This is a genomic window from Mesorhizobium sp. M5C.F.Cr.IN.023.01.1.1 (assembly GCF_003997585.1).
GTDB classification, from domain to species: Bacteria; Pseudomonadota; Alphaproteobacteria; order Rhizobiales; family Rhizobiaceae; genus Mesorhizobium; species Mesorhizobium wenxiniae.
Map to the genome: position 1 here is coordinate 1 of NZ_RZSU01000077.1, position 22,489 is coordinate 22,489.

At 63.2% G+C, this 22,489-nt stretch carries 17 protein-coding genes and 3 pseudogenes; 10 read left to right on the plus strand and 10 right to left on the minus strand.

The window, feature by feature from the left end; translation table 11 throughout:
- A partial coding sequence (locus tag EOA78_RS25245; RefSeq protein ID WP_164783930.1) for a MobA/MobL family protein occupies nucleotides 1-191 on the minus strand: 191 nt, incomplete at its 3' end.
- 255 nt (nucleotides 192-446) lie between these two features.
- On the opposite strand from EOA78_RS25245, the gene traC reads away from it, so the two are divergent.
- The 7 genes from traC to EOA78_RS25280 all read left to right on the plus strand — a co-directional run bounded on the left by traC (nucleotide 447) and on the right by EOA78_RS25280 (nucleotide 5,819).
- Complete coding sequence (gene traC, locus EOA78_RS25250; RefSeq protein ID WP_127317488.1) at nucleotides 447-743, plus strand: conjugal transfer protein TraC; 297 nt, start codon at nucleotides 447-449, stop codon at nucleotides 741-743.
- A gap of 4 nt (nucleotides 744-747) precedes the next feature.
- A complete protein-coding gene (locus EOA78_RS25255) occupies nucleotides 748-963 on the plus strand; it encodes a type IV conjugative transfer system coupling protein TraD (protein ID WP_164783928.1) in 216 nt (71 codons plus the stop codon).
- Nucleotides 956-2,875 carry a Ti-type conjugative transfer system protein TraG gene (gene traG, locus EOA78_RS25260; RefSeq protein WP_127317490.1) on the plus strand — a complete coding sequence of 640 codons (1,920 nt, stop codon included), beginning with the start codon at nucleotides 956-958 and terminating at the stop codon, nucleotides 2,873-2,875. The genes EOA78_RS25255 and traG overlap by 8 nt, the downstream gene beginning before the upstream one ends.
- A gap of 507 nt (nucleotides 2,876-3,382) precedes the next feature.
- Complete coding sequence (locus tag EOA78_RS25265; RefSeq protein WP_206533497.1) at nucleotides 3,383-3,769, plus strand: thermonuclease family protein; 387 nt, start codon at nucleotides 3,383-3,385, stop codon at nucleotides 3,767-3,769.
- Nucleotides 3,770-3,854: 85 nt separating this feature from the next.
- On the plus strand, nucleotides 3,855-4,115 hold the full coding sequence (locus EOA78_RS25270) for a WGR domain-containing protein (RefSeq protein WP_127317492.1): 261 nt from the start codon (nucleotides 3,855-3,857) through the stop codon (nucleotides 4,113-4,115).
- Between the two features lie 664 nt (nucleotides 4,116-4,779).
- The gene (locus tag EOA78_RS25275) at nucleotides 4,780-5,049 is read left to right on the plus strand and encodes a DUF2285 domain-containing protein (protein WP_127317493.1); all 270 of its coding nucleotides are present in this window, start codon (nucleotides 4,780-4,782) and stop codon (nucleotides 5,047-5,049) included.
- A 491-nt stretch (nucleotides 5,050-5,540) separates the two neighbouring features.
- Nucleotides 5,541-5,819: an HU family DNA-binding protein gene (locus EOA78_RS25280; protein ID WP_127317494.1), complete on the plus strand. Its 279-nt coding sequence runs from the start codon at nucleotides 5,541-5,543 to the stop codon at nucleotides 5,817-5,819.
- Nucleotides 5,820-6,038: 219 nt separating this feature from the next.
- Here EOA78_RS25280 and EOA78_RS25285 read toward each other — a convergent pair whose 3' ends face one another.
- The 3 genes and pseudogenes from EOA78_RS25285 to EOA78_RS25300 form a co-directional block, all read right to left on the minus strand.
- On the minus strand, nucleotides 6,039-6,350 hold the full coding sequence (locus tag EOA78_RS25285) for a DUF736 domain-containing protein (RefSeq protein ID WP_095482589.1): 312 nt from the start codon (nucleotides 6,348-6,350) through the stop codon (nucleotides 6,039-6,041).
- A gap of 659 nt (nucleotides 6,351-7,009) precedes the next feature.
- Nucleotides 7,010-7,879, minus strand: a pseudogene (locus EOA78_RS25295) (hypothetical protein).
- Entirely contained in the window at nucleotides 7,879-8,805 is a 927-nt protein-coding gene (locus tag EOA78_RS25300) for a zincin-like metallopeptidase domain-containing protein (protein ID WP_127317496.1), read from the minus strand. Before EOA78_RS25300 ends, EOA78_RS25295 begins: the two are co-directional and overlap by 1 nt.
- A 318-nt stretch (nucleotides 8,806-9,123) precedes the next feature.
- Here EOA78_RS25300 and EOA78_RS25305 point away from each other — a divergent pair, with 318 nt between their 5' ends.
- Nucleotides 9,124-10,308: an MFS transporter gene (locus tag EOA78_RS25305; RefSeq protein ID WP_127317497.1), complete on the plus strand. Its 1,185-nt coding sequence runs from the start codon at nucleotides 9,124-9,126 to the stop codon at nucleotides 10,306-10,308.
- An 87-nt stretch (nucleotides 10,309-10,395) separates the two neighbouring features.
- Here the strand turns inward: EOA78_RS25305 and EOA78_RS25310 are convergent, their stop codons facing one another.
- Nucleotides 10,396-10,983 (minus strand): hypothetical protein, encoded by a 588-nt coding sequence (locus EOA78_RS25310; protein ID WP_127317498.1) that lies wholly within the window; start codon nucleotides 10,981-10,983, stop codon nucleotides 10,396-10,398.
- 504 nt (nucleotides 10,984-11,487) lie between these two features.
- Here EOA78_RS25310 and EOA78_RS25315 point away from each other — a divergent pair.
- Nucleotides 11,488-11,795 (plus strand): annotated as a pseudogene (locus EOA78_RS25315) (alkylphosphonate utilization protein).
- Between the two features lie 13 nt (nucleotides 11,796-11,808).
- Here EOA78_RS25315 and EOA78_RS25320 read toward each other — a convergent pair.
- From EOA78_RS25320 to EOA78_RS25335, 4 genes and pseudogenes are all read right to left on the minus strand, one after another.
- Nucleotides 11,809-12,132 carry a hypothetical protein gene (locus tag EOA78_RS25320; RefSeq protein WP_127317499.1) on the minus strand — a complete coding sequence of 108 codons (324 nt, stop codon included), beginning with the start codon at nucleotides 12,130-12,132 and terminating at the stop codon, nucleotides 11,809-11,811.
- A pseudogene (locus tag EOA78_RS25325) lies at nucleotides 12,132-13,015 on the minus strand (hypothetical protein). Before EOA78_RS25325 ends, EOA78_RS25320 begins: the two are co-directional and overlap by 1 nt.
- A complete protein-coding gene (locus EOA78_RS25330) occupies nucleotides 13,012-13,488 on the minus strand; it encodes a hypothetical protein (protein WP_127317500.1) in 477 nt (158 codons plus the stop codon). Before EOA78_RS25330 ends, EOA78_RS25325 begins: the two are co-directional and overlap by 4 nt.
- Nucleotides 13,489-13,582: 94 nt before the next feature.
- On the minus strand, nucleotides 13,583-15,295 hold the full coding sequence (locus EOA78_RS25335) for a ParB N-terminal domain-containing protein (RefSeq protein ID WP_127317501.1): 1,713 nt from the start codon (nucleotides 15,293-15,295) through the stop codon (nucleotides 13,583-13,585).
- Nucleotides 15,296-15,954: 659 nt separating this feature from the next.
- On the opposite strand from EOA78_RS25335, the gene EOA78_RS25340 reads away from it, so the two are divergent.
- A complete protein-coding gene (locus EOA78_RS25340; protein WP_127317502.1) occupies nucleotides 15,955-16,887 on the plus strand; it encodes a DMT family transporter in 933 nt (310 codons plus the stop codon).
- 386 nt (nucleotides 16,888-17,273) lie between these two features.
- Here the strand turns inward: EOA78_RS25340 and EOA78_RS25350 are convergent, their stop codons facing one another.
- Nucleotides 17,274-22,364, minus strand: coding sequence for a helicase-related protein (locus tag EOA78_RS25350; protein WP_127317503.1), 5,091 nt, complete (start codon nucleotides 22,362-22,364; stop codon nucleotides 17,274-17,276).
- Nucleotides 22,365-22,489 lie beyond the last annotated feature (125 nt).

The following is a 22,489-nucleotide window of genomic DNA, read 5'->3' on the forward strand; positions in this document are numbered from 1 at the left end:
CTCACCCAGGCCGGCGCGTCGGGCGGCAGCAGGAATTCCTCATGGGCGAGATTGCGCTTGTTCGAATAATCGACCGTGCGCGCCTCCGCCTCGTATTCCATGCGCGCGCAGTGACGATACGCCGCCGACAGCACGGCGCTGCGGCCTGAGCCGCGTCCGATGAGCTGGGGCGTGAAATGCGTGATCGCCACGGTGACGGCGCCTCCCGACGAGGAATGAACCCGGCGTTCGTCGGGAACGGCACGGCCCCGCCAGGGCTCGGCGCCAGCCACGTCGCGCCAGCGACGTATTACTGCGCCCTTGGATGCCGCTCCTTCGGAACGGCCGGGATCATCGCAAGGAGCGTCGGCTCCGCCGACTAGCTTTTTTATGAGTGGCGACTGTCTCTCATCCGGGGAAAGCTGGGTTTCAACCGAGCAGAAGCCGAATGCGGAAGGTCGTCCGGAATGAAGAAGCCGTCATCGAAGATCAGGGAAGAAATCGCCCGCCTGCAGGACCAGCTCAAGGCGGCCGAAACGCGAGAGGCGGAGCGCATCGGCCGCGTCGCACTGAAGGCGGGCCTCGGCGAGATCGAGATCGAGGAGGCCGCACTCCTTGCGGCATTCGAGGACGTTGCCGGGCGGTTTCGCGCGGGTGGCGGGAAATCGACCGGAAAGAAAAATGCCGCGACGGCCAAGAGCGCCAGCGATGCGACCGCGACGCTCGCGTCTGGCGCGGATGCGGGCGGCAATCGCGAGGCTTGAGCGCATGCGCCGGTCGAGCTCATCGGACGCCCGCAAGAAGGACACGCGCGAGAAGATCGAGCTCGGCGGGCTGATCGTGAAGGCGGGGCTGCGCTACGAGAAGCGCGCGCTGCTGCTTGGCCTGCTGATCGACGGGCATCGACGCATCGGAGATGACCAGGCCGAGCGGGCGCGGCTCACGGCGATCGGGGCGGAAGCGTTCGGGCGCGATCATGACTAGAGTGATTTTCGCCCTTGCGCCGGCGGCGCTGATGCTGGCGCTCTGTGTCGGCATGACCGGCATCGAGAGCTGGCTTGCGAGCCTTGCAACTAGCGAGGGCGCACGGCTCATGCTCGGACGGGCCGGGCTTGCCCTGCCCTATGCGTCGGCCGGTTTTGTCGGCGTGATCTTCCTGTTTGCGGCCGCCGGAGCGCACGCGATCCGCGCCGCGGCCTGGAGCGTCGCCGGCGGCGCGACGGCCGTCGTGGCGATCGCCGTGACGCACGAGACCGTCCGCCTGATCGCGCTCGCCGATCGGGTGCCGGCCGGCAGGACGGTGCTCTCCTATTCCGATCCAGGAACAGTCATCGGCGCGACGATCGCGCTGATGTGCGGTGTGTTCGCGCTGCGCGTTGCGATCAAGGGGAATGCCGCTTTTGCGGCAGCCGGTCCCCGCCGCATCCGGGGAAAGCGCGCGATCCACGGCGAGACCGATTGGATGGGAATGGGGGCGGCCGAAAAACTGTTTCCTGAAGCTGGCGGCATCGTGATCGGCGAGCGCTACCGCGTCGATCGCGACCATATCGCAGGCCTCGCCTTCCGCGCCGACAGCCGCGAGACCTGGGGCGCCGGCGGCCGCTCGCCGCTGCTCTGCTTCGACGGCTCGTTCGGCTCCTCGCACGGCATCGTCTTTGCCGGCTCCGGCGGCTTCAAGACCACGTCGCTGACAATTCCCTCCGCCCTTAAATGGGGCGGCGGGCTCGTTGTGCTCGATCCTTCATCGGAGGTCGCGCCGATGGTCATCGGCCACCGGCGCAAGGCCGGTCGCAAGGTGATCGTGCTCGACCCCGCCGATGCCGCGACAGGCTTCAACGCGCTCGACTGGATCGGGCGTTTCGGCAGCACGAAGGAGGAGGACATCGTCGCGGTGGCGACCTGGGTGATGACGGACACGCCGGGCCGAGCCTCGGTGCGCGACGACTTCTTCCGCGCCTCCGCGATGCAGCTTCTCACCGCGCTGATCGCCGACGTCTGCCTGTCCGGTCATACGGAAGGAAGGGACCAGACTCTGAGGCAGGTCCGCACCAACCTGTCGGAGCCGGAGCCGAAGCTGCGCGAGCGCCTGACGAAGATCTACGAGCAGTCCGAATCGGATTTCGTGAAGGAGAACGTTGCGCCTTTCATCGCCATGACGCCGGAGACCTTTTCCGGCGTCTACGCCAATGCGGTGAAGGAGACCCACTGGCTCTCCTATCCGAACTATGCAGCACTCGTCTCCGGCGACAGTTTTACCACGGACGAGCTCGCCGCCGGCGAGACCGATATCTTCATCGCGCTCGACCTCAAGGTGCTGGAGGCGCATCCGGGGCTTGCCCGCGTCATCATCGGCGCGCTGATGAATGCGATCTACAACCGCAATGGCGAGGTGAACGGCCGCACGCTGTTCCTGCTCGACGAGGTCGCCCGGCTGGGTTTCCTGCGCATCCTCGAAACCGCCCGCGATGCCGGCCGCAAATACGGCATCACGATGACGCTGCTCTACCAGTCGATCGGCCAGATGCGCGAGGCCTATGGCGGGCGCGACGCGACCTCGAAATGGTTCGAGAGCGCGTCCTGGATTTCCTTCGCCGCGATCAACGATCCCGAGACCGCCGATTACATCTCGAAGCGCTGCGGCGACACCACGGTGGAGGTTGACCAGCTGAGCCGCTCGTCGCAGATGTCGGGTTCGTCGCGCACGCGCTCCAAGCAGCTGGCGCGCCGGCCGCTGATCCTGCCGCATGAGGTGATGCGTATGCGCGCCGACGAGCAGATCGTGTTCACGGCCGGCAATCCGCCGCTCAGATGCGGGCGCGCCATCTGGTTTCGCCGCGCGGACATGACGGCCTGCGTCGGAGAAAACAGGTTCCACCGGAAGGAGATGGCGCAGTGAAACTTCCCGAGGTCCGATGCCGGGGTTCCCGTCCTCAACAGAGGCAGCAACGGTCCTGCCGAACGCCAACGCCCCGCGAGATGGATCGTCACGCGCATGCGCGGAGACCGTGGAGCGGGCTGCGGGAGCGAGACGAAGACTCGCGAGTAGAGCCAGGTCGCCGCAGGCGGCTCGCCCAAATCCGCTTCGGCCCGTGATCGCCATTGCCGGCCCCTGAGATGCGGGGAAGTTGAACGCTGCCCGTAAGACGATCGAAACCGCAGCCTGCGAAAACTCAGAAGCCCAGCAGGGAGACATGCCCGCGTTGAACACTGTCCTCAGATTCCGCCAGAAGCAACGAACGCACTTCGGGCAGCAGAAGACGTCGGACGGCACACAGCCCGTCTATCGCAAGAGATCACCGCGTCGGAAACCCGGGTCGGCGATCGCGAAGTTGGTCTCGGCGCACTCGTCGCAGCGGCGGTGTTCGGTGCGTATCAGCTCAGCGGAGCGGGTGGGATCGCGGGAATGCCCGCCTTCGTGTCAGCGCCGCAACAGGACTTGCTCTCGGCTTCGTTTCCGATATGCGGCGACGGTCCCCGCGTGACCTGCGTGGTGGATGGCGACACGTTCTGGCATCAGGGTGTGAAGATCAGGATTGCCGACATCGACACGCCGGAGCTGAGCCCGCCGCGCTGCGAGGCAGAGCGGACAAAGGGTGAGGCGGCGAAGCGCAGGTTGCGGGAATTGCTGAATGCAGGAAAGTTCTCATTGGTGGCCGGCTGGCGCGACGAGGATCAACATGGGCGAAAGCTGCGAACCGTGACCAGGAACGGGCATTCGATCGGCCAGAGATTGATCGCAGAGGGCCTTGCACGCCGGTGGGACGGCGGCCGGCGGAACTGGTGCGACTGACGCATCAGCGGCGTGAATCGGTCGGCCGGGATCGATTCAGGAAAGTCGTTGGACGGCGCTTCCAGAGGAAGCGAGACTCGGGCCCATGTCGAGCAAGCAAACCGGACCCGTTCATCTTCGCCGCATCGACCAGAGACAAAACATGCGGCGCTTCTATGTGCTGGCGATCCAGCCAACGCTGTTCGGAGGCGCTTCGCTCATCCGCAACTGGGGCCGCATCGGAACGAACGGCCAGTCGATGGTGCAGACATTCGATCAGTCGGAAGAGGCGGACAGCGCCCTGGTCCGCCTCGAGCGGAGCAAGAGGCGAAGGGGCTACCGCGATGCCCAGCCGCCGGAAGCCTGAGACGCAGCTTCTGGACCCTCTGCGCACTTGGCAGCACATGCCATAAACGACGCGATCGAGCCCGAAGCGGACCAAGCCGTTCGGGCAAGATTAGATCAATGCTTGCGTTGGTTACTTGAGTTCCGCCTTTAGATCCAGCAAGGCAGTTACCGCTGCTCGCGAGAATTTCGGGACGGCAAGAACGAAATTGCTGCTGATGAACCGATAATGTATATAGTTCAACACCGTGTTCTGATCCCAGCAGACCTGCTCCGGCATCTGCAGCGGACGGACGGACATTGATGGCGTAGCGAACTGGCCAGCCGTCGAATCTATCGGGCAAGCTGAGATCCAGGATCCGCATCATCTCCCGGGCTGTCTCGGAAAATTCCGCTTCGGGCAGAAAGATCTGCACGCATGGACCGTAGTCGTGGTCTGCGGACGAGGCCGATCCTGGCCGCCGCGTGGGGCAGTTTGGGAAAATGCTGTTGGAGAATAGGTGCAACGAGGCTTTGGTGGAACCGTTGCGACAAGCCAATGCCAACGCCATGAATCATCGATGAACTCGCAGATATTTGTCCACCCAGAGCGAGCCTCGGCGAACAGGAAGAGCACAGGGGGTTCATTCTCATTCAGCCCTGTGGCACCTTTGCTCACCCGGCCATGCACCGCTTAACGACAAGAGATGCCCGAGATACCCCCGTACGAAGACAGCCCCCCGAATGTCGACGCGATAACCGATTACGACTGGCGCCACAGGATCACTTATCTGCGCCTCTTCGACGCAGCGCGGGACGGGGCCGACTGGCGGGAGGCTGTCGAGATCATTTTTGGGTTCGATGTCGATGCCCACCCGGAGCGCGCCAAACGCATCTATGATAGCCATTTGGCCCGCGCGCGCTGGATGAGCGAAGTTGGTTATCGGTATCTGATCCAAGGCCGTTTTGTGCAGTGACCATAATTCCGGGGAGGCAACGATTTTCACACCGGCATGGGAGGGGCCGCAGCCTTGTTTCTTCGACGGGATCAGACCGGCCGCCGCCTCAACGGACGAATTGAAGTCAATCGGTGCAAATCTGATGAAGGCCGATGAGTGGACGCCTCAGGTCCAGAGGGTGATGAAAAGCGATGGCCCGCTGCCGCCCTTGCCTGGCCGCAACGCGTTTCGCAGGCTTGCCCGATCAGCGATCAGCGTCCCATGATGGAAAGCTTCGACCAGACCGAAGCGGCGATGATCGCCATGGCGAGGCTGCAACTGACAAAGCGGCGACGCGGCTACAGGGAATGAGCCGGCGCAGGAGGACCCGTTGGAGCGATACAGTGCTGGAATTCGCGAATTCCACGGGTTTTCAGTGGATTCACGCAGATGTCAGAGCAGCCAACCCTTTCAGAGGCAGGGTTTCGTTGTCATAGATGATCGCGGCTTTCCAACAGAAGGTATTTTTGATGACAACGACAAACGAAATTGCCGACAAGATCGCATCCGAGCAGAGCCTGACCAAGACTCAGGCCAAGACGATCGTTGAGAGCGTATTCAAGCAGATTGCCGACGCCGCCCAGAGCGGCGCTGAAACCAGCCTGCCCGGCTTTGGCAAGTTTAAGGTGAAAGAGACGCCTGCGCGCGAGGGCCGCAATCCCGCGACGGGCGCGACGATCAAGATCTCCGCGTCGAAGAAGCTGACCTTCACGCCGGCCAAGTCGATCAAGGACGCTCTCAACGGCTGATCCGCTACCAGAGAACGCGACCGAAAGAGGGACTCAAGTTCTCGGACATGGGGTGGTAATCGCCCTTCCGGATATCTGCGATATCAGCCCAGGTCCCGTCGGGGCCAAATGGTCATCTTCGGAATGCAGGCGGCGAGATTTCTTGCTCCTTCCGCCTGCCGGCGTTCGCTTGGGAAAGGGCGAAGGCCCCGCCTTGCGGCGGAGCCCTCGTCGAGGCGATCAGTCCCGGTTGGGGCGAGACCAGATCAGTTGCAGGCCTTCCTCGCCTTCCACCTCGATCAGGGTGGCGTAAATCGGAGCGGGGAAGCTCGGGTCGTCCAGCTTGACCGAGAGGTAGTCGCGCTCGGTTTCCCTGGAGACCTTCTGCCAGGCCGCACCCAGCTCGACATTGCCCGAGAAGATGCGGAAGTGCGGGCCCTTGTCGGAGGGGCTCTCGATGCGAACCAGCTTGGCCTTGACGTTGAGGTTGAGCGTCTTGATCGTGCCCGCAAAACCGTTGCCCGAGGAAGTGAAGGTGCCGATGGTAGCCATGATGTCGTCTCCGTGAGTTTCTCGGGCCGCGACCATCGCGACCTCGATGGCGGTCGACAGACCGGAGGCGATCGGCCCGCACCCCGCAGGGGACGCAACGCAGTGGAGGGCAGCCAGGGCAAGGCTTTCTTGTTCCGCGCGGAATGGCGGCGCAGCCGTCAGGGGAAGAAAGTCGCGACCGGCTGTTGCGGGTTTGAGAACGAGGCGTAGCGAAGCGAAGACGGCCTTCGGTCAGACCAGCCACATCGAGGACGCAGGTGGTGCGCCCTTCCATGAAACCGCCGGCCAGACGACAGGCGAACCCGATCGGCATGATCAGCGCAACCGCGGCCACGGTGAGGCGTCATCAAACACGTCCCTCCCCGTCAGGCGCGATCGCATAACGACAGACCGTCCAACCGGAAAGGGGACGCCACCGCCGCCTCCTATCCGGTCAAAAGACGACCGGCCGACTGGCGAAAGTCCCGGGTCCGGCGTCTGCCCCTTCAAGATGGATGGCCGCTACACGGTCATGGAAATACCCATCTCGGGCTGGTCGGCACCGCCGGCTGATCTGACTCGGCCCGCTGGGCAACTAACTTACCGTGCCATGGCGGGTCTTCAGCCTGGCTGCAGGGCGCCGGTGCGCTGAAGCCACCGAGGTGTGCCAGGCGGGACTATTACAGACCGCACATGCCCTCGCATTCATTCGGCCAGAGGTCGAGCTGGCCGTGGTCGGCCGCTGTAGACAAAATCGGCTTCATCGAGGGGAACGCCGGAGCGATGCAGGAAGACCTCGCCGCGTATGCTATGCCACGCAGGCCGGTGCGGATCGCCCGATCCACCTCCACGGCATCGTCCCACGCCGCCCGGTCGTTGTTCCGCATGGATCGCCATATGGCGTCACTGTGGAAGGGGCAGCCGATGCACGCGCTCTTCGGCGGTTTCGGATAGCCATGGCTTTTCAGCCAATCGAGACAGTCCTTCCGGGTCATGCGGCTCTCGATGAGCGGAAAGCGGTTAAGTTGCCACGCTGCCCGGCTCGGCTTCATGCGCACCACCTCGTCCATCGAGATGCCCAGCCACTGGTGAACGACGGGGTATGTCGGGGAGCGTTTGCGCGTGAGACCAGCCAGTTCCCGCACCTTGCGGCGGATCGGTTCGATCTTGCTGGTGGTTGTGCATTGTCGCCGTATCATGCCGATCGAGATATTACCGCGGCGGTCGACGGTGCGGGTGAAAGCCGGGATCGACGCCCATCTCTTGCCATTGCCAGCGGCAATCAGGCTCTCCCGAAGATTGGGGGCCGACACGAGATGCACCGGGAACGGCAGGACGTTCGGCGACATCAGCCAGCGCAGATGCTCGTAGACTGCGGCAGGCTCTCAGCCGGTATCGGCGAAGATTGCACAATCTAATGGGCCGAAATGCCCATGGGCGGCCATCAGCGCGAGCGTGGTGGACTGGACCCCTGCCCCGAGGCTGAGCACACGAAGGCGGATGGGGGATGGCTCCGCGCCACCCCCGGCAACGATCGGAGAATGCAACATCATGCAGCCTCCGTGATCTGTGTCGCATTCGGCTGGAGATCATGCAGATAGTTGACCGCACGCTGGGCATGGGCCGCCGCGGCAAAGATGAATCGCTTCTCATTCCTGAGAATTTCGAGCCAGCTTGCCAGGTAGCTGGCATGATCCGGCCGCGGCTCGAGCTCTGGCACGATGCCGAGGTCAGCTGCTAAAAAGCAGCCGCCGAGGTCGGCCACGAGCTCTTCGTGGGCCCGGAACTCGCGATCCTTGTGGTAACGGGAGAGGTTGCGATCAAGCCGCTTTTCCGCCCCGACCCAATGGGTCATTTCGTGTCCGAGGCTCGCATAGTAGCCGGGCCCGTCGCGGAAACTCTCGAACGGCGGCATTTGCACAACATCGAGAGCCGGATTGAAATACGCTTTGTCGCCACCGTGGCGGATGACGGCCCCGGTATTTGCGAAGAAGGCATCCGCATGTTCGATCCGCTCCACCGGATCGGAAACCGGCGCGGGATTGCCGTAGTACTGCGCGGGCAAGCCTTCGATCTGGTCGGCACAAAACACCGTATAGGCCTTGAGGAACGGGATCCCGCGCTCGACCTCTTCGCCATGCGCATCGGTTTCGGTGCGTACGATGCGGCTGGCATAGACAACCATCGAGCCGGTCTCGCCTTTGCGGACGTGACCGCCCAGCTCGACGCTTTGCTTGAACGTCATCCAAGTCGGGGAAACAAAACCCCTCGAAACCGCCTCCGACCAGAGAAGCAGGGTATTGATCCCCTGATAGGGCAATCCATTGTGGCGCAGCGGGCGCGTGATACGCCCCGTGGTATTCGCCGCGCTCCACGGCTTCACCCACGGACGCACGCCCTTTTCCAGCTCCGCGACGATGCGGTCGGTGATCTTCGCGTAGATATCGACGCGGGATTTGTTGCTCTTCCTGTCCATCTTCCGGACCTCCATTCGAGGCCGCGCCAATCGCGGCCGTCACGAGGTCCGACAGCGCAGGACCGCAGGCCCGCGAACCCGCCGAAGAGCAATCGGAAGGAAGGGACACGTCGCTAAAGGGCCGGAACGTTAGTGGAGGACGGCGAAGCCGTTTCGCGGAACGAGGACCGGAGCAGGACCAACATTCGTGACGACCGCGGCTGGCACGGCCGCATCAGGTGGTCTGCCTGCTTTTTCTCATCTATTGCTTTTTGGGCTCAACGTGCCTGCAGCGAATCGGGTGCCAGGCGCAGCAATGTTGATCAGGCTGGATACCGCGTGAGAGCTTTTGAACGACCGCTATTCATCGCATTTTCGTGCGCTTCTTTCTTCATCGTTGGTGTCGGAATCGTTCTGCCTGCCTGGATAGCTTTCCATGGTGGCGGCTCTCGACTGGTGGGACTGGTGTTGCTTTCATCCAGCGTAGCGGGTCTGTTGCTTGCGCCGGTCGCGGGTCATCTGGTCGATCGGCACGATCGGCGGACCGTGACGGTGGCGGGGCAGATGATCAGGGCCTTAGGGCTGTTCCTTCTCGCTCCCACCGGAATTGTCGCAGAATCTCTGTCGCCAGTGCTTCTCATCGTTTCCGGCGTATTGGGAGCCTTCGGGTTCGCGCTTTTGGCGGGATCGCTGAGTGGTATTTTGCAGGCGATTGTCCCAGAAGCGCAGCGCATGGGATTCGCCCTTCGGCTCTCCCTGTTTAACCAGGCTGGCATAGCGATCGGAACAGGTGCTGCTGGACTTGCCATCGACAGGCTCGGCAGTCCCATGGCTGCCCTGTTGTTCGCTCTGCTGGCGCTGGCCTGTCTTCCCATGCTGAAGATGATCACGTCGCATAGCGGCAATGTTCAATCGTCGCAGCGGCTCAGCCCCATTCCCGCTTCGAGGCAGGCGCTGAGCTATTTGCTCAACAACCCCCACAGCCTCTCGGCGGCGGTAACTGTCGGCCTGGCCTTTGCCGTGATCCAGATCACCAATCTGCTCCTTCCAGGTTTTGTGACCCGATCACTCAGCGGAGACAGCGGACTGTTCGGCCTGCTCGAAATGACAGCCGCTGTCGCCGGAATGCTCGCGTTGGCGGTTGTCGGCATTCCATCAATTGCCGAACGCCTCAGAAATCTTACGCCGACAATCCTGACTGCCGCGGGCGCCTCCCTGATTCTGTTCTCCCTGGCTACAAGTCCGGCAGTCGCCGTTGTTCTTTATTGCGTGGCCGGCATGCTCTGGAACGTGGCCCGAGCGGCAGCCAATGGCCATCTTCTGACAGTCGTGGACACCGCGATGATCGGCCGCGTGCAGGCCTTCACGACCCTGCTTACGAGTGGGTTTGGCCTTGCCATATATCTGCTGCCGACAATGGTGCCCGGAGCCTCCGAGGCAACCCTCTACATGGTGTGCGGCTTCGCCATTGCCGTCTGCGTTGGCGGCTTGTCCCTGTGGAGCAAAGCTCATGAGTCGCGCTAATTCTGGGACTCGCTACGTCACATGAGTTGTCCAAAACCCGTCGTACGAAGACGGCCGGGCGGAGCCGAAGCTCCGCCCGGTGGGCAGTTAGCCCAGAGCAGCCATCTGGAGATCGGCCGCCTGTCGGCTGACGCCCTGGCCGGGGTTCTCGACCTGTCGCGCGTAGGGCCTCCAGCTCTCGCCGACGATGTGCTCGTAGGCGGCAACGGCGCCCTCGGCCGCCATGCGCAACGCGTGGGCTTGAAGGCCCATGTCGGCGGCGAACTCGCGCTTGCGCTGTGCATTGCTGTCGAAACCGACAGGACCGTCGAGGTCCTCGTCGCGGGTGTCGTTGGCGAGCCTGGCTGTGGCGTCCTTGGCCTCGGTGACGGCCTTCGAGTAGAACTGGCCTGCTCCATAGGCGGAGCCGACGTAGGAGCCGACGATCCTCTGCAGGTGGATCTGCATCGCCTTGTCGGAAAGTCCCTCGGAGAGTGTGTCGGCGCCATCGATCAGGCTGCGCTCGTGGAATTCGCGTATGCCGTCGCTGTCGAGGACGGGAAGGCCGAAGCTTTCGGAGATCAGCGTGGCCTGATGGCCGTCCGGGCAGCAGAGCCGGACCATTTCCAGTGTCGTGCCCTTGCGGAGCTGGACGACGCGGGCCTTGGTCCTGGTGGAGCGGGTTGAACTGGACATTGAGCTTTCCTTTCTAGCGATGCCCTTCAGGTGATCCGGCCCTTGCCGGTCTTCCCTGCGGGTGCGGTCGAAAGGAACCGGCGGAAGCTGGACGCTTCAGGGTCCGGGACCTGCCAGGCGAGCGAGGTCGGCTTGCGGAAAAGCGGGGGCCAGTCCTTCACTGGCCTTGCGCAGGACGCGGGCCGGCCTTGCCGAGATCGGCGGGTTCCGGCCGCTCCGCGGCGCGATAGCGGCCTTGAAGGGGCCAGCCGCCGGTTCAGACCGCAGCAAACCCGCCGGAAAGACCGGCCAGGGATGAAGCCGGACATCGGCATGCGGGAGGAAATCCACTGTTCAATTCCCGCCGCCACACGATCCGCCTGCCCGCCAAGCTTCGCGAGGGACGGCGTTTGAACTGCGGCTGCTGCCGGAATCGGAAAAAGTGCGCCGGTCCGCCGCTGCGGATCAGATCTTTGGCCTGCTCCCACGTCGGGCTGACAACGCACTGTATTCAATGCCGCGGCAATGACAGATCAGAACGACGACTACGTCTATGACGACGCGACAGGGGAAGGCGACCAGCGTCGGAGATGGCTGCCATTGCAGCTACTGCCGGATGCATCGAAGTGCGCGATGCCGCCGGCAAGGTGCTGGCCGACGGCGACTCCGTCGCCCTCGTCAAGGACCTCAAGGTCAAAGGCGCCGGGCAGAGCCTGAAGCAGCGCACGGTGATCAAGTCGATCCGCCTCACCGACAATCCCGACGAAATCGACTGCCGGCATGACGCGATCAAGGGGCTGGTGTTGCGAACCGAATTCGTACGCAAGCGCTGACCAGGCCGCAGTATCAGGCACGCAGCAGGTCCGGCGGGATTCTGTCACGCAGTGCTGCGATTGCAGCGTCCTGCCTTGCCAGTTTGCGAGATAGCGCATCGATCTCGTGCTGCCTTTCCTGTGTGATCGCGGCAAGGTTCGATCGATACCGTTCCAGAAAGGTCCTGGCATCGGCAGGTTTCAGGCGTTGGTGGCCGGTACGCTGGGGCTTGAGCTGCGGAATGATCGCCGTCATCCGCCTTATGATCTGCCGGTCGATCATATCAAGCTGGCGCTGTGTCTGGCGCCGTGCCTCCTCCATGCGAAAGAGTTGCGCGCGGCGATCGGGGACAGACATTATGTGTCCCTCCTCTGCCAATTCATAAAGCTCGATGGCCCGCATAGATACGATGGCGCGCAACATCGATGACGAATCCAAAGCGGCCGACATGGTATTCGTCGCTCGGAACGAGAAAGCGACGTTCCTCCTTGCCCGGTCCACGCTCGCCGCCAGGGGTCGCGATAACCTCGGTGAAACCGGCCTGGTGCTCGCAACGGATCGCCGACACCACGACCCAGTCATCGGTGTGCTTCTCGACAAATGCCCGCTCGTCCTTTTTCTCGGATTGGCCGGGTTCGAGCACCCTCCCGTGGATCGCCTCCCAGGCGTCCGGATACCAGTCGCGCATCGTCTTTTCCGCACACGCCTTCTCGAAGTCCGTGAAGAGCTGCGGGAAGGCTTGGGCGACGGCCGCCCAATGGCAGTCCTCTTCATACCAGCCGCCATCGGCACGGAGCATGTCATCGACTTCGCGATTTCGCTCCGCCGACAGATGGAACCCGCCATGGCCTGCGGTTGAGTGAGCCACGACGCCCTCGGCGTAGACGGTCGCTCCCTGCGACGTTCCCCATGGCGTGTGGGCGCGGGAATGGATTTCGCGACGGCCGAGCGCTACGCGCTGCTGCTGGTGGAGAGCGTTCTCCTCGACATGCGCGCGAAACGCCGCCTCGTCGGCAAGCTCGCCGGCATGGCCGTAGAAATCGCTGCGCGTCCATTCGGCCATGGGCCGGCGGATACGCCAGCCTGTGACAAGATAGTGCCGGCCGTTCCGGGCCGGAACCATGGCGAACGCCGTTTCACCGACAAGCGCAACGGGATAGCCGTCGGCGCTGCGGCCAAAACAAACCCCCGGATAACCGGGGGCCTCGTCGTCTGGTATCCGGGGAGTGGCCGCGCTCATGCCGCCGCCCTCCCCTCGACGGTATCCGCGGCCACGGCATCGGCCGTCACCTCTTGCAGAACGGCTCGCAGGTAGCCGTGCTGCGTCAGCCATTCCTCGGCATCCGCACGATGGCTGGCGAGATAGACCAATTCGGCGTCTTCGCCGTCGCGGTCGAGCACCAGGACCGAGCCGATAGCGGGCCGCTCCTTGACCGCGAAGTTGAGATCGCTGGTCACCGAAAAGCTTTGGTGAACGCGCAGGACGATGGTGCCCTGACTGCCATAGTCACCCTTGTGCAGGGTAATGGACGCCGGCAACGTGGTGTTGCCGACGCGGGTTTCAGCCTGCTTGCGGATCAGCCGGCCGCCGCTGTTGCGGTTCTCCCAGGCGGCGAGCTTCTTGCGATGCCGCTCGGGCGGGCGTGGTGTTCCATCGCGATAAGTTACGATCGAACCGAGTGGAACGAGGTCATAGATCAATTGAGCCGACATGGTGGGGTCTCCGGTGTTTAGGGTGAAAACGAAACCGCCGCCGGCGAGGTCACCGGCGGCGGTAATGCGATCGGAAGGAAGAAGGCGCGCGCTGCTACTCGGCGGCCTCGCGGAAGCCTTCAGCGTCATCGTCGCCGGCATAGTCGTGCGGCGGCTCGACGATCGCATCGCCGTCGAGCTGGTCCTGGTGCTCCGGCGTGCCGTCGTCCTCAGGCTGTTGCCTGGCCTCGTTCATCTTCAGCCAGGAGGTCAGCTTTTCCGGAGTGGGTGCAAACAGCGCCGACGGGTGGACGAAGCGGCCTTCCTTGAAATGCTCGACCAGGGCCGCCCGGGTGTCCTTGACCTTCTGACGGGGCAGGACGGATGTATCCGCGCAGGCGGCTTCCAATGCCTGCCGCGACAGGCATGACAGGAAGTCCTCCGTCCCCATGTTGGCTAAGAAGTTGTCGGCGGCGATGACGTCGCCGGCGACACGGGCGACAACGCCGCTGTTCGAGCGATTCTCCCTGCAGGACAGAACGTCGATCAGCAAGGACCGCACGGCAATGCGCAGCGTGTCCATGTCGAACGCGAGCTTGCCCTCCGGGTCAAACAGGCGCGCGGCATGTTCGCCGAGGCCTGCGGCCCCGTAATGGGAGATGTCGCGGGCACCAGATGCCACCGTCACATTCTGGCCGGCGAAGGCGAGGACGAGCAGCGCCATCAGCGTGTCGTCCTCGATCGGTGCGCGCGACAGCGCCTCGTGCAGCGCGTCGGTACGCAGGTCGCCGATCATCTCTATGCCTTTGCGCGTCACGTCCGGACGCGGCTTTGCCGCAACGACGACATCATCGCCATCGGCCTCAACATCAGCGCCATTCTTGCCCTTGGGCTTTTTGGCCGCCGGCATGCGGTACGCAACCGACTGCACCTTGCCGTCGCGGTCGAGATACACGGCGGTGTGATCGGACTTCGACGGCTTGCCGTACACACGCTCGGCCTTGGGCGGCAGCTTCGGCTCGCCCCACTGACCGGCTTCCACGATCACGCCACACTTGGGCAGAGTGTTTGCCATCCACTCCTGCTGCGCGCCAAGAAAGGCCTCGACATCCGTCGTATAGCGGCTGTCCTCGTCGGCCGGCGCGAACAGGTCCTCGACCCAGGCAATGCCGTAGGAGTGAGCGAGATCGTCACCAAAGCTGGCGTCGCGCGCGTACATGCGGCGCTTCGTCAGGCCCTGCGCCACGCTCCACCACGACACCTGGGGATCGGCCTTGGACGGCTTGTGCTTCTTCCAGACCTCCTTCTGCTCATCAAGCGAAGCCGATGCGATGGTGCGCAACTGCTGCTCGTTGGGCATGTCGCCCTTGGCCATCTGGTCCAACATGGCCGGCAGAACGTTGGCGAGCAGGCGCAGCTTCCTGATCTGGCGGACGGGAAGCGCTAAAGCGAGGGCGATCGCTTCCTCGGTCCAGCCGAGCGCGACCAGCCGTTCGATCGCGCGCCATTGGTCGACAGGATTGAGCTGCTCATGCGCCAGCGTCTCGGCCAGCGACCGCATTGCACCACCATCCTCGGCGCGATCGATCACCAGCACGGCGATCTCTTCCAAACCCGCGGCAATCGCCTGCCTCACACGACGATGTCCGGCATCGATGACATAGCCGTTGCCGCCATCCGCTTCCGGCGCCACGACAGGTGGCTGCACGATGCCGACGGCGCGAATGGTAGCCAGCAGCAGCGCGTCGGCCTGCGGGCTGGACTTCGAGCGTCGCGCCTTGTCAGGGTTATCCTTCAGCGCACGCGGATCGACAAACTTCAGTTCCATGGAGATGCTCCTTCAAGGGGGTTTGCGGACACCGCCGTTCGCGGGTCCTTCCTCGTCTTCTTCCCGAAGACATCCCCCGGCCCGCGGAGCGGACGGGCCGGTGCAACTGCGGCCGAGCATCCCTGCCGGGCAGATCAAGCGGGGCTCTTGAGCCCTGCGCAGAGCGATCGGCCGGGATCGCGAGCGGCGCGGTTGAGCGCCAGCGTCAGCGGCCCGCCCGATCTGCGATCAAGCCTTTCTTACCTTCCCCTATTTTCCAGTCGCAAATATGTGAAGCTCCGGATCAGACAGCGGCGCAGAGCACTGGGCGACGCGCACGTCGGGCCCGCATCACCCCCGGACAGCCGTATTGCGAATGGCCAGTGTTGCGTTGGCGACCCTGGCGCCTCGTCTGATCGATCCTGACCCGACAAAAGAAGCGTGTAGGGGCCGTGGTGCGTGCGGTGCGCGAGCGTGCAATAGCAGCGGTGATCACGCAGCCAACGCCGTCATACCGTCGGCAGGATCGAGCCGCCGAGAGGGATTTCGCGGTTCAAGCGTTAAAAACCGCTGATTTCATGCGTTTAAGGAAGTCATTCCGGAAAAAATTCTAAACGGGACTGCTATATTCGCAACTCACCATTTATCTCCCATTGCCCTCCCAAATTTAATGGATCGTCATGAACGCGGAACTGAAATCCAAATCGGAACTGACGCGGGCCACGATCATGCTTTCCGTAGGTATGGCGCTGTCAGGAACGGCAGGGCTTTTTTCCGTCTCAACCGGCCAACCGACCTTCAACGTGGTGTTTTTCCGCTGCCTGTTCGGAGCAGCGGCGCTTACCGGATGGGTTTGCCTCAGAGGCGGTTGGAAAGACTTGTTCTCCATCGAGCGCAAGCTGTGGCCGCTCGTGCTGGTGAGTGGTGTTTGTCTCGTGATCAATTGGCTGGCTCTGTTCGAGGCATTCCATCGGACCTCGATCGGGTTCGCAACGATCATCTATCATTTGCAACCCTTTTGGATCGTGCTCGCCGGCGGCCTACTGCTCGGAGAAGCACTGTCACGGCACAAGATCGCGTGGCTATGGCTTGCGTTCGTCGGGCTGGTTTTCACCATCTTGCCAAAGCTTGGGGACATGCAGACCGACCGGAATTGGTTGATCGGTGTTGGCCTCGCGCTCGTTGCTTCACTTTTCTATGCCGCCACGACGCTAACAACACGCGCGGTCAAGGGGGGAGTGAAACCGGACGTGCTCAGCACGGTTCACTGCCTGATCGGATGCATCGCCTTCGTACCGTTTCTCGATGTAGCGACCCTCCAGGGTGGTGACGCCCGCATGTGGGGCTGGCTCGCCGGGCTTGGCGTGATTCATACTGGTATCGTCTACGTGCTGCTGTATTCGTCTTATCCCAAAGTGCCAACTACGGTCATTGCAGCCGCGGCGTTTCTTAACCCCGCTGCTGCCCTGATATCCGACTTCCTCGCCTTCGGTCGTTCAATCACCGCAATGCAAGGGGTTGGCCTGGGGTTGATTTTGCTCGCTGGGCTTGGTGTAAATCTGGGGTGGCCTTTTTTCTTCGGCAAGCTGCGCGTTTCGCCTCGGAACTTCTGAGCTTCGCGAGATGTACTACCGTCCGGATTGTAACACTTCTCGGCTATGCACGCGTCTCGAAAACCGACGGCAGCCAGATGAACCATGACCTTCAGCGCGACGCACTGGTGAAGGCTGACATCAACCTTGAAACCATGCCGAACACTCCCGCGAGTTGACCGAGCAACTGTGTCAGCAGGTGTTCCAGTTTGATCGCGCCTCGCTGGCATTTAATGTGAGCACGCGGCTGTCGTTTGCGAGCAGACCGGATGTTTGCGAGCACATTGGCACATAGCGTGAGCAGAGGCCTCTCTCCGTTGTCAGATAATCTGAGCAGAAAGCGCCGATGATTGCGAGCCGGAGCCGTTAAGTTGGCAAGCGGCTACAGGTAGCCTGTGTCGAGCCTGCTATGCGGCTGCACGCTGATCCTGGCCATCAATCGAAGACGCAAGATCGGTTTCGATTTCCGCAAGCTGCCGGCGCTTCTGAGCCAGTTCACCGGAGAATCCGAACTCGCCGCCCTCGCGCGAGCGATATGAGGTGAGCCTGCGCTCGGCATCCTCAAGACGCTGGCGGTATCGTTCCCGCTCGCCCTCGAAGCCGGCCAAGGCATGCTCGAGCCGAGCGATGGCGCCAAGCGGCGCGGTGGTGACGGGGAGCTCGATTTCATAATCGGCGCCGGTACGCATCAGCATGGTGGCATAGCGGTAGTCGTCCTTGCCGAACCGCTCGCCGGAATATTGGAAATCGAACCCGCCGATGGAGGCGATAGTGGTTTCGCCTTGCTGCTGAAGCTGCACGAGAGTCAGGATTTCCTTCATCAGCGCACGACCGGCGAGCTTACGCTCGGTGAACACGTCGCCCCCGACGACCATGCTGAACCCATCACCGGTCGTCGGCACGAGGCGCTCGATATCCTGCCCGACCTCGCTGAGGCGCCGGGTCGAGCATTCGATATCCCGCTCGGCATCGCGGATCTGCCGTCGAACGGCGTGCTCGTCATCAATGTGGGCCGCGCGAAGGCGCTCCAGACGGGCAATGTCTGCCTCCAGACCTGCCTTCTGCATCAGACGAGAATCGCCCGAGGCGATCGCTTTGGCCATCGCGAACTGGTTGGCCTGCCCCTCACCCATATCCTCCAACCGTCGGATGGACGTGTCTCCGGAAAGGGCGGCCGCGATGAACCGGGCCTTGCGCTCATTGTTCTGCCACATCTGCGCGTCCATCGATCCTTCCGTGGCGTAGGCGAAGATATCGACGACATCGTGCTGGTTGCCCTGCCGCAGGATACGGCCTTCGCGCTGCTCGATCTGGGAGGGAAGCCACGGCACGTCGAGATGATGCAGTGCCTTGAGGCGCAGCTGCGCGTTGACGCCGGTGCCCATCGTGTCGGAGGAGCCGACCAGGAACCGGACCTTGCCGGCCCGCACATCACCGAACAGGCGCTGCTTGGCCTCGGATTTCTTGAAGTCCTGCATGAAGGCAATTTGCGATGCCGGAACGCCCCTGCGGATCAGTTCATCCCTGATCCAGCGATAGGCCGAGAAGCCTCTGGTCTTCTCGACGCCGATCGTGCCGAGATCGGAGAAGATCATCTGCGCTGCGCCCGCAAGCTCGAACGGCTTGCCGTCGGCGCGGATATAGCTGCTTTGCGCTGTTTCCTGCCAGATACGGAAGACATTGCTGATGAGAGCGTTGAGCTTGTTCTCCGGCTCATCGTCATTGTCCGGATCGACCAGGCGCAGGTCGATCGCGGCGTGCCGGCCATCGGTGATAACCGAGAGCAGGATGTCGTCACCAGGTTCTGCCGGACGGTCGCGTTCCTCGATGGCCTTGATGCGGGCGTCGAGCACCATCTGGTAGCGCTTGAAGGCCGCAGACGGCTTGGCGGTGATGATCTGACGTGCGCCGGTCGAAAGCGCCGGCACCTTCACATATGCCCGAAGATCTCCCGGCATCACCACATCCGCGAAGGAGCGGAACATTGCGATCAGCTCCGGCACGTTGACGAAAGTGGCGAAGCGCGTCACCGGCTTGTATTTGCCGGATGGCTGCAATTCGAGTTCGGTCGTGACGTCGCCGAAGGTCGAAGCCCAGGCGTCGAACTCGTGCAGGCCGCGCTGAAGCAGCGCCTCGTAACCGAGATAGCGCTGCACCGAGAACATCTCGCCAAGCGTATTGGTGATCGGCGTGCCGGAAGCCAGCACGAGCGCCCGGCCCGGGTTCTTCGTCTCGATGAAGCGGCACTTCACATAGAGGTCCCAGGCGCGCTGCGAGCCGTTTGGGTCGACGCCCTTGAGCGTCGACATATTGGTGGCGAAGCTGAGCTTCCGGAACTCCTGGGCTTCGTCGACGATGATCTGGTCGACGCCGATCTCGGAGATGGTCAGCAGGTCGTCCTTACGGGTCGCCAAGGATTCCAGCCGTTCCTTGAGACCCTCCTTCAGCCGCTCGAGCCGCTTGCGCGAGACGCGATCGTCGCTCTCGACCTTGGTCAGCAGGGTCTCGTACAGCTCCAGCTCGTCCTGGATCATCTGCTGCTCGAAGGCCGACGGCACGCCGATGAAGCGGAAGGCCGAATGCGTGATAATGATCGCATCCCAATTGGCGGTCGCGGCTCGCGACAGGAAACGGTGGCGCTTGTCCTTGGAAAAATTTGTCTCATCGGCCACGAGGATTCGCGCGGTCGGATAGAGCGCCAGAAATTCGCGGGCCGCCTGTGCAAGGCAATGGCCGGGAACGACCAACATCGCCTTGGCGATCAAGCCGAGCCGGCGCTGCTCCATGACGGCCGCGGCAATCGTCATAGTCTTGCCGGCGCCGACGGCATGGGCAAGGTAGGTCGAGCCGGCCGAGACGATGCGCCAGATGCCGCGCTTTTGGTGCCCGTAAAGAGAAAAGGCGCCGGAGGCGCCTGGAAGTTGCAGGTGATCCCCATTGAACCTTCGGGGGGCGATGTTGTTGAAGCGGTCATTATAGACCCGCGCCAGCCGGTCGGTCCGGTCGGGATCGGACCAGACCCAGTTCTGGAAAGCGGTCTTGATCTTCTGCAGCTTTTCCTTGGCGGCTTCCGTGTCCACAACATTGAGCAGGCGCTTTTCAGCATGGCCCTCCTTCACCGTATCGAAGATCTGCGGCACCCGGCTGTTCAGTGCGTCGGCTATGAGCTCGCCGGCATGACGGCGATCGGTGCCCCATTCGGACGTGCCGGCCGCCATCCATCCCAATTGCCGCGCCTCGACGGTCCACGATGCCAGCTCCGGCATATGATGGATCCTGATCTCGGCACCCGTCGTCTCCTTGACGAAGGCGACGACGTCGGCGGCTGGAATCCATGGCGCGCCGAGACGCGCGGTGATATCCGAGGGACGAAGATCGGCCGGCTGCACGCCCTGCAGCGCCGTGACGTTGCGCTCATAGGCGAAATCGAGTGCGGCAGCGGCTTCTGCGGCCTTGAGCTTGTCGCGGACCTGACCGGAGAGATAGGCGTCGGCCGTTTGCCAGGAGCCGGTCTCGGGATCACGAAAGAGGGCGCCACCCAGCTCGCCAATGACGTCGTCGACATCCTCATGCAGCAATTCGGCGATGTGTTCGATGTCAATATGGCCGCGTTCGTTGAGCACGACGGCAAGCGCATCGGCAGCGCTTGTGATGATGGGTGCTGCGGGCGGCGCGATGACGCGCTCGGTGAAAATCGGACCCGGCCGGGCGGTATTGGTTTCGAGGTCGTAGTCCTCGATAGAAGCCACCAGCCAGCAATCCGGATCGTCCAGAAACGGTTGCAGGTTGGGGCGGCGATGTGTTTCGCGCACTTCACCGGTTTCGGCATCCTCACTCACCGACACGGTAGTGAAGTTGATGGGCCCGAAGTCGCGCACAAAATTCGACCAGGCGATGCGCAGCCTGACTTGGGCCGGCTTCCACGGCCGGTCGAACTCCTGCGCCTTCAGGACTTCGCGCACCGCGTCGCGGATCGGGATCAGCTTCCTGATGATGCGGGCATGCTTTTCGGGGATGCCTTCGGTGCTGCGGCCCTTGCGGACCTTCACCACGACCGGTTCGGCGTCGATGATCTGCATCAGGCCTCGACTGTTGTCGAAGAAGAAACTGCCCTCGCGCACGCCGGCGCCTTCCGGCAGGGCATCGACGACGTCGGCACTGTCCTCGGCGTCACGATCAATCTCGTCCGGCTCGCCGTCATAAATGGCTTGCGGAAGGAGGGAGATCGCAGCCGTGAGCGCCCGCTCCAGATCGACACCGGGATGAGGCAGGCAGGAATAGGCCTCGCCGTAAGGCCCCGAGACAGTGGCGTGCGTGCCGAGCACGAAATCCGGGTGGCGCGCAAACCAGCGGTTCACGCGGATCGCGCCTTCATCCTCCGCCGCCTGGCGGACTTCCTCGATGTCGAGCCAGGAGAGATCACCTTCGGGCTCGGTGACCTTGCGCCTGCGGAAAAACAGGATGTCGACCACGACGTCCGTGCCGGCGTCGGCGCGGAAGCTGCCTGCGGGCAGACGGATGGCGGCCATCAGGTCGGCCGTTTTGGCGATATGCTCACGCGCAGAGGAATCCGCCTTGTCCAAAGTGCCGGAGCTGGTGACGAAGGCGGCGAAAGCGCCCGGCTTCAACAGGTCGACGGACCGGGCGATGAAATAGTCGTGCAGGCGCAGGGCGAGCGAACGATAGGCCCGGTCGGAGCGCACCGTGCGATCGGAAAATGGCGGGTTGCCGATGGCGAGGTCGAAACTCGCCGGCAGCTCCGTGCGGGCGAAGTCGCCAGTGACGATACGCGCGCGCGGCTGCAACAGCCTTGCGATGCGTGCCGTGACCGGATCGAGTTCGATCCCGGTGACCTGTGACACATCGCGTAGCGCTTCGGGCATCAGCGCCGGAAACAGGCCCGTGCCAATGCCTGGCTCGAGCACACGGCCGCCACGCCAGCCGAGCCGCTGCAGGCCTGACCAGATCGCGCGGACGATGAAGTCCGGCGTGAAGTGGGCATACTGGGTGCAGCGGGCGAGCGAGGCGTAGTCGACCTCGCCGACGGCATCCTCCAGCGAAGAGCCGATCTCGTCCCAACCTTCTCGAAAATCGATCTCGCCGGGACGCTTGAAGACGCCATTGGCAAGGTCGGACGCGCCGAAGCCGGTAAAGCGGATCAGCCGCTCCTGCTCCTCGTACGTGGCCGGGCGATCGTCCGCCTCGATCCCGGCGGCGAGCCGGATCGCCGCGATATTGTCGCGCGCGCGCTCCTTCCAGCCGCGCGCCAGGCCACGGCTACCAGCGAGATGGAAGTTCGGCCCGCGCGCCCGGCAGGCCGTTGATGGCCGCTGTGCGACTGCCGCGACCGGCATCGCGGGCGCCGGCGACGACGGATCGGGATCGTCGTCACCGTCGGGCTCGACAGCGTCGCCAAAGGCCGTCACGCCGAGACCGAGGCCGGACGACAACGCGGTGTTGCCGAAAAGGTCAATGGTGAAAGGATCGTCATGCGACATGGCTGGATCTCCTGAATGAGGGCGCACGTCGCCGTTCCGCGGGATGACTCCAGCCGGCCGGACGTGCGCGGAATATGGGGGATTGGGATGTTGGACGGCCGCCGGACTGCGCCCGTCGACGGATT

Excerpts from the sequence above, each read along its gene's own strand:
- traC (WP_127317488.1), top strand. The coding sequence starts at position 447 with ATGAAGAAGCCGTCATCGAAGATCAGGGAAGAAATCGCCCGCCTGCAG.
- EOA78_RS25255 (WP_164783928.1), top strand. The coding sequence starts at position 748 with ATGCGCCGGTCGAGCTCATCGGACGCCCGCAAGAAGGACACGCGCGAG.
- traG (WP_127317490.1), top strand. The coding sequence starts at position 956 with ATGACTAGAGTGATTTTCGCCCTTGCGCCGGCGGCGCTGATGCTGGCG.
- EOA78_RS25265 (WP_206533497.1), top strand. The coding sequence starts at position 3,383 with ATGCCCGCCTTCGTGTCAGCGCCGCAACAGGACTTGCTCTCGGCTTCG.
- EOA78_RS25270 (WP_127317492.1), top strand. The coding sequence starts at position 3,855 with ATGTCGAGCAAGCAAACCGGACCCGTTCATCTTCGCCGCATCGACCAG.
- EOA78_RS25275 (WP_127317493.1), top strand. The coding sequence starts at position 4,780 with ATGCCCGAGATACCCCCGTACGAAGACAGCCCCCCGAATGTCGACGCG.
- EOA78_RS25280 (WP_127317494.1), top strand. The coding sequence starts at position 5,541 with ATGACAACGACAAACGAAATTGCCGACAAGATCGCATCCGAGCAGAGC.
- EOA78_RS25285 (WP_095482589.1), bottom strand. The coding sequence starts at position 6,350 with ATGGCTACCATCGGCACCTTCACTTCCTCGGGCAACGGTTTTGCGGGC.
- EOA78_RS25300 (WP_127317496.1), bottom strand. The coding sequence starts at position 8,805 with ATGGACAGGAAGAGCAACAAATCCCGCGTCGATATCTACGCGAAGATC.
- EOA78_RS25310 (WP_127317498.1), bottom strand. The coding sequence starts at position 10,983 with ATGTCCAGTTCAACCCGCTCCACCAGGACCAAGGCCCGCGTCGTCCAG.
- EOA78_RS25320 (WP_127317499.1), bottom strand. The coding sequence starts at position 12,132 with ATGTCTGTCCCCGATCGCCGCGCGCAACTCTTTCGCATGGAGGAGGCA.
- EOA78_RS25330 (WP_127317500.1), bottom strand. The coding sequence starts at position 13,488 with ATGTCGGCTCAATTGATCTATGACCTCGTTCCACTCGGTTCGATCGTA.
- EOA78_RS25335 (WP_127317501.1), bottom strand. The coding sequence starts at position 15,295 with ATGGAACTGAAGTTTGTCGATCCGCGTGCGCTGAAGGATAACCCTGAC.
- EOA78_RS25340 (WP_127317502.1), top strand. The coding sequence starts at position 15,955 with ATGAACGCGGAACTGAAATCCAAATCGGAACTGACGCGGGCCACGATC.
- EOA78_RS25350 (WP_127317503.1), bottom strand. The coding sequence starts at position 22,364 with ATGTCGCATGACGATCCTTTCACCATTGACCTTTTCGGCAACACCGCG.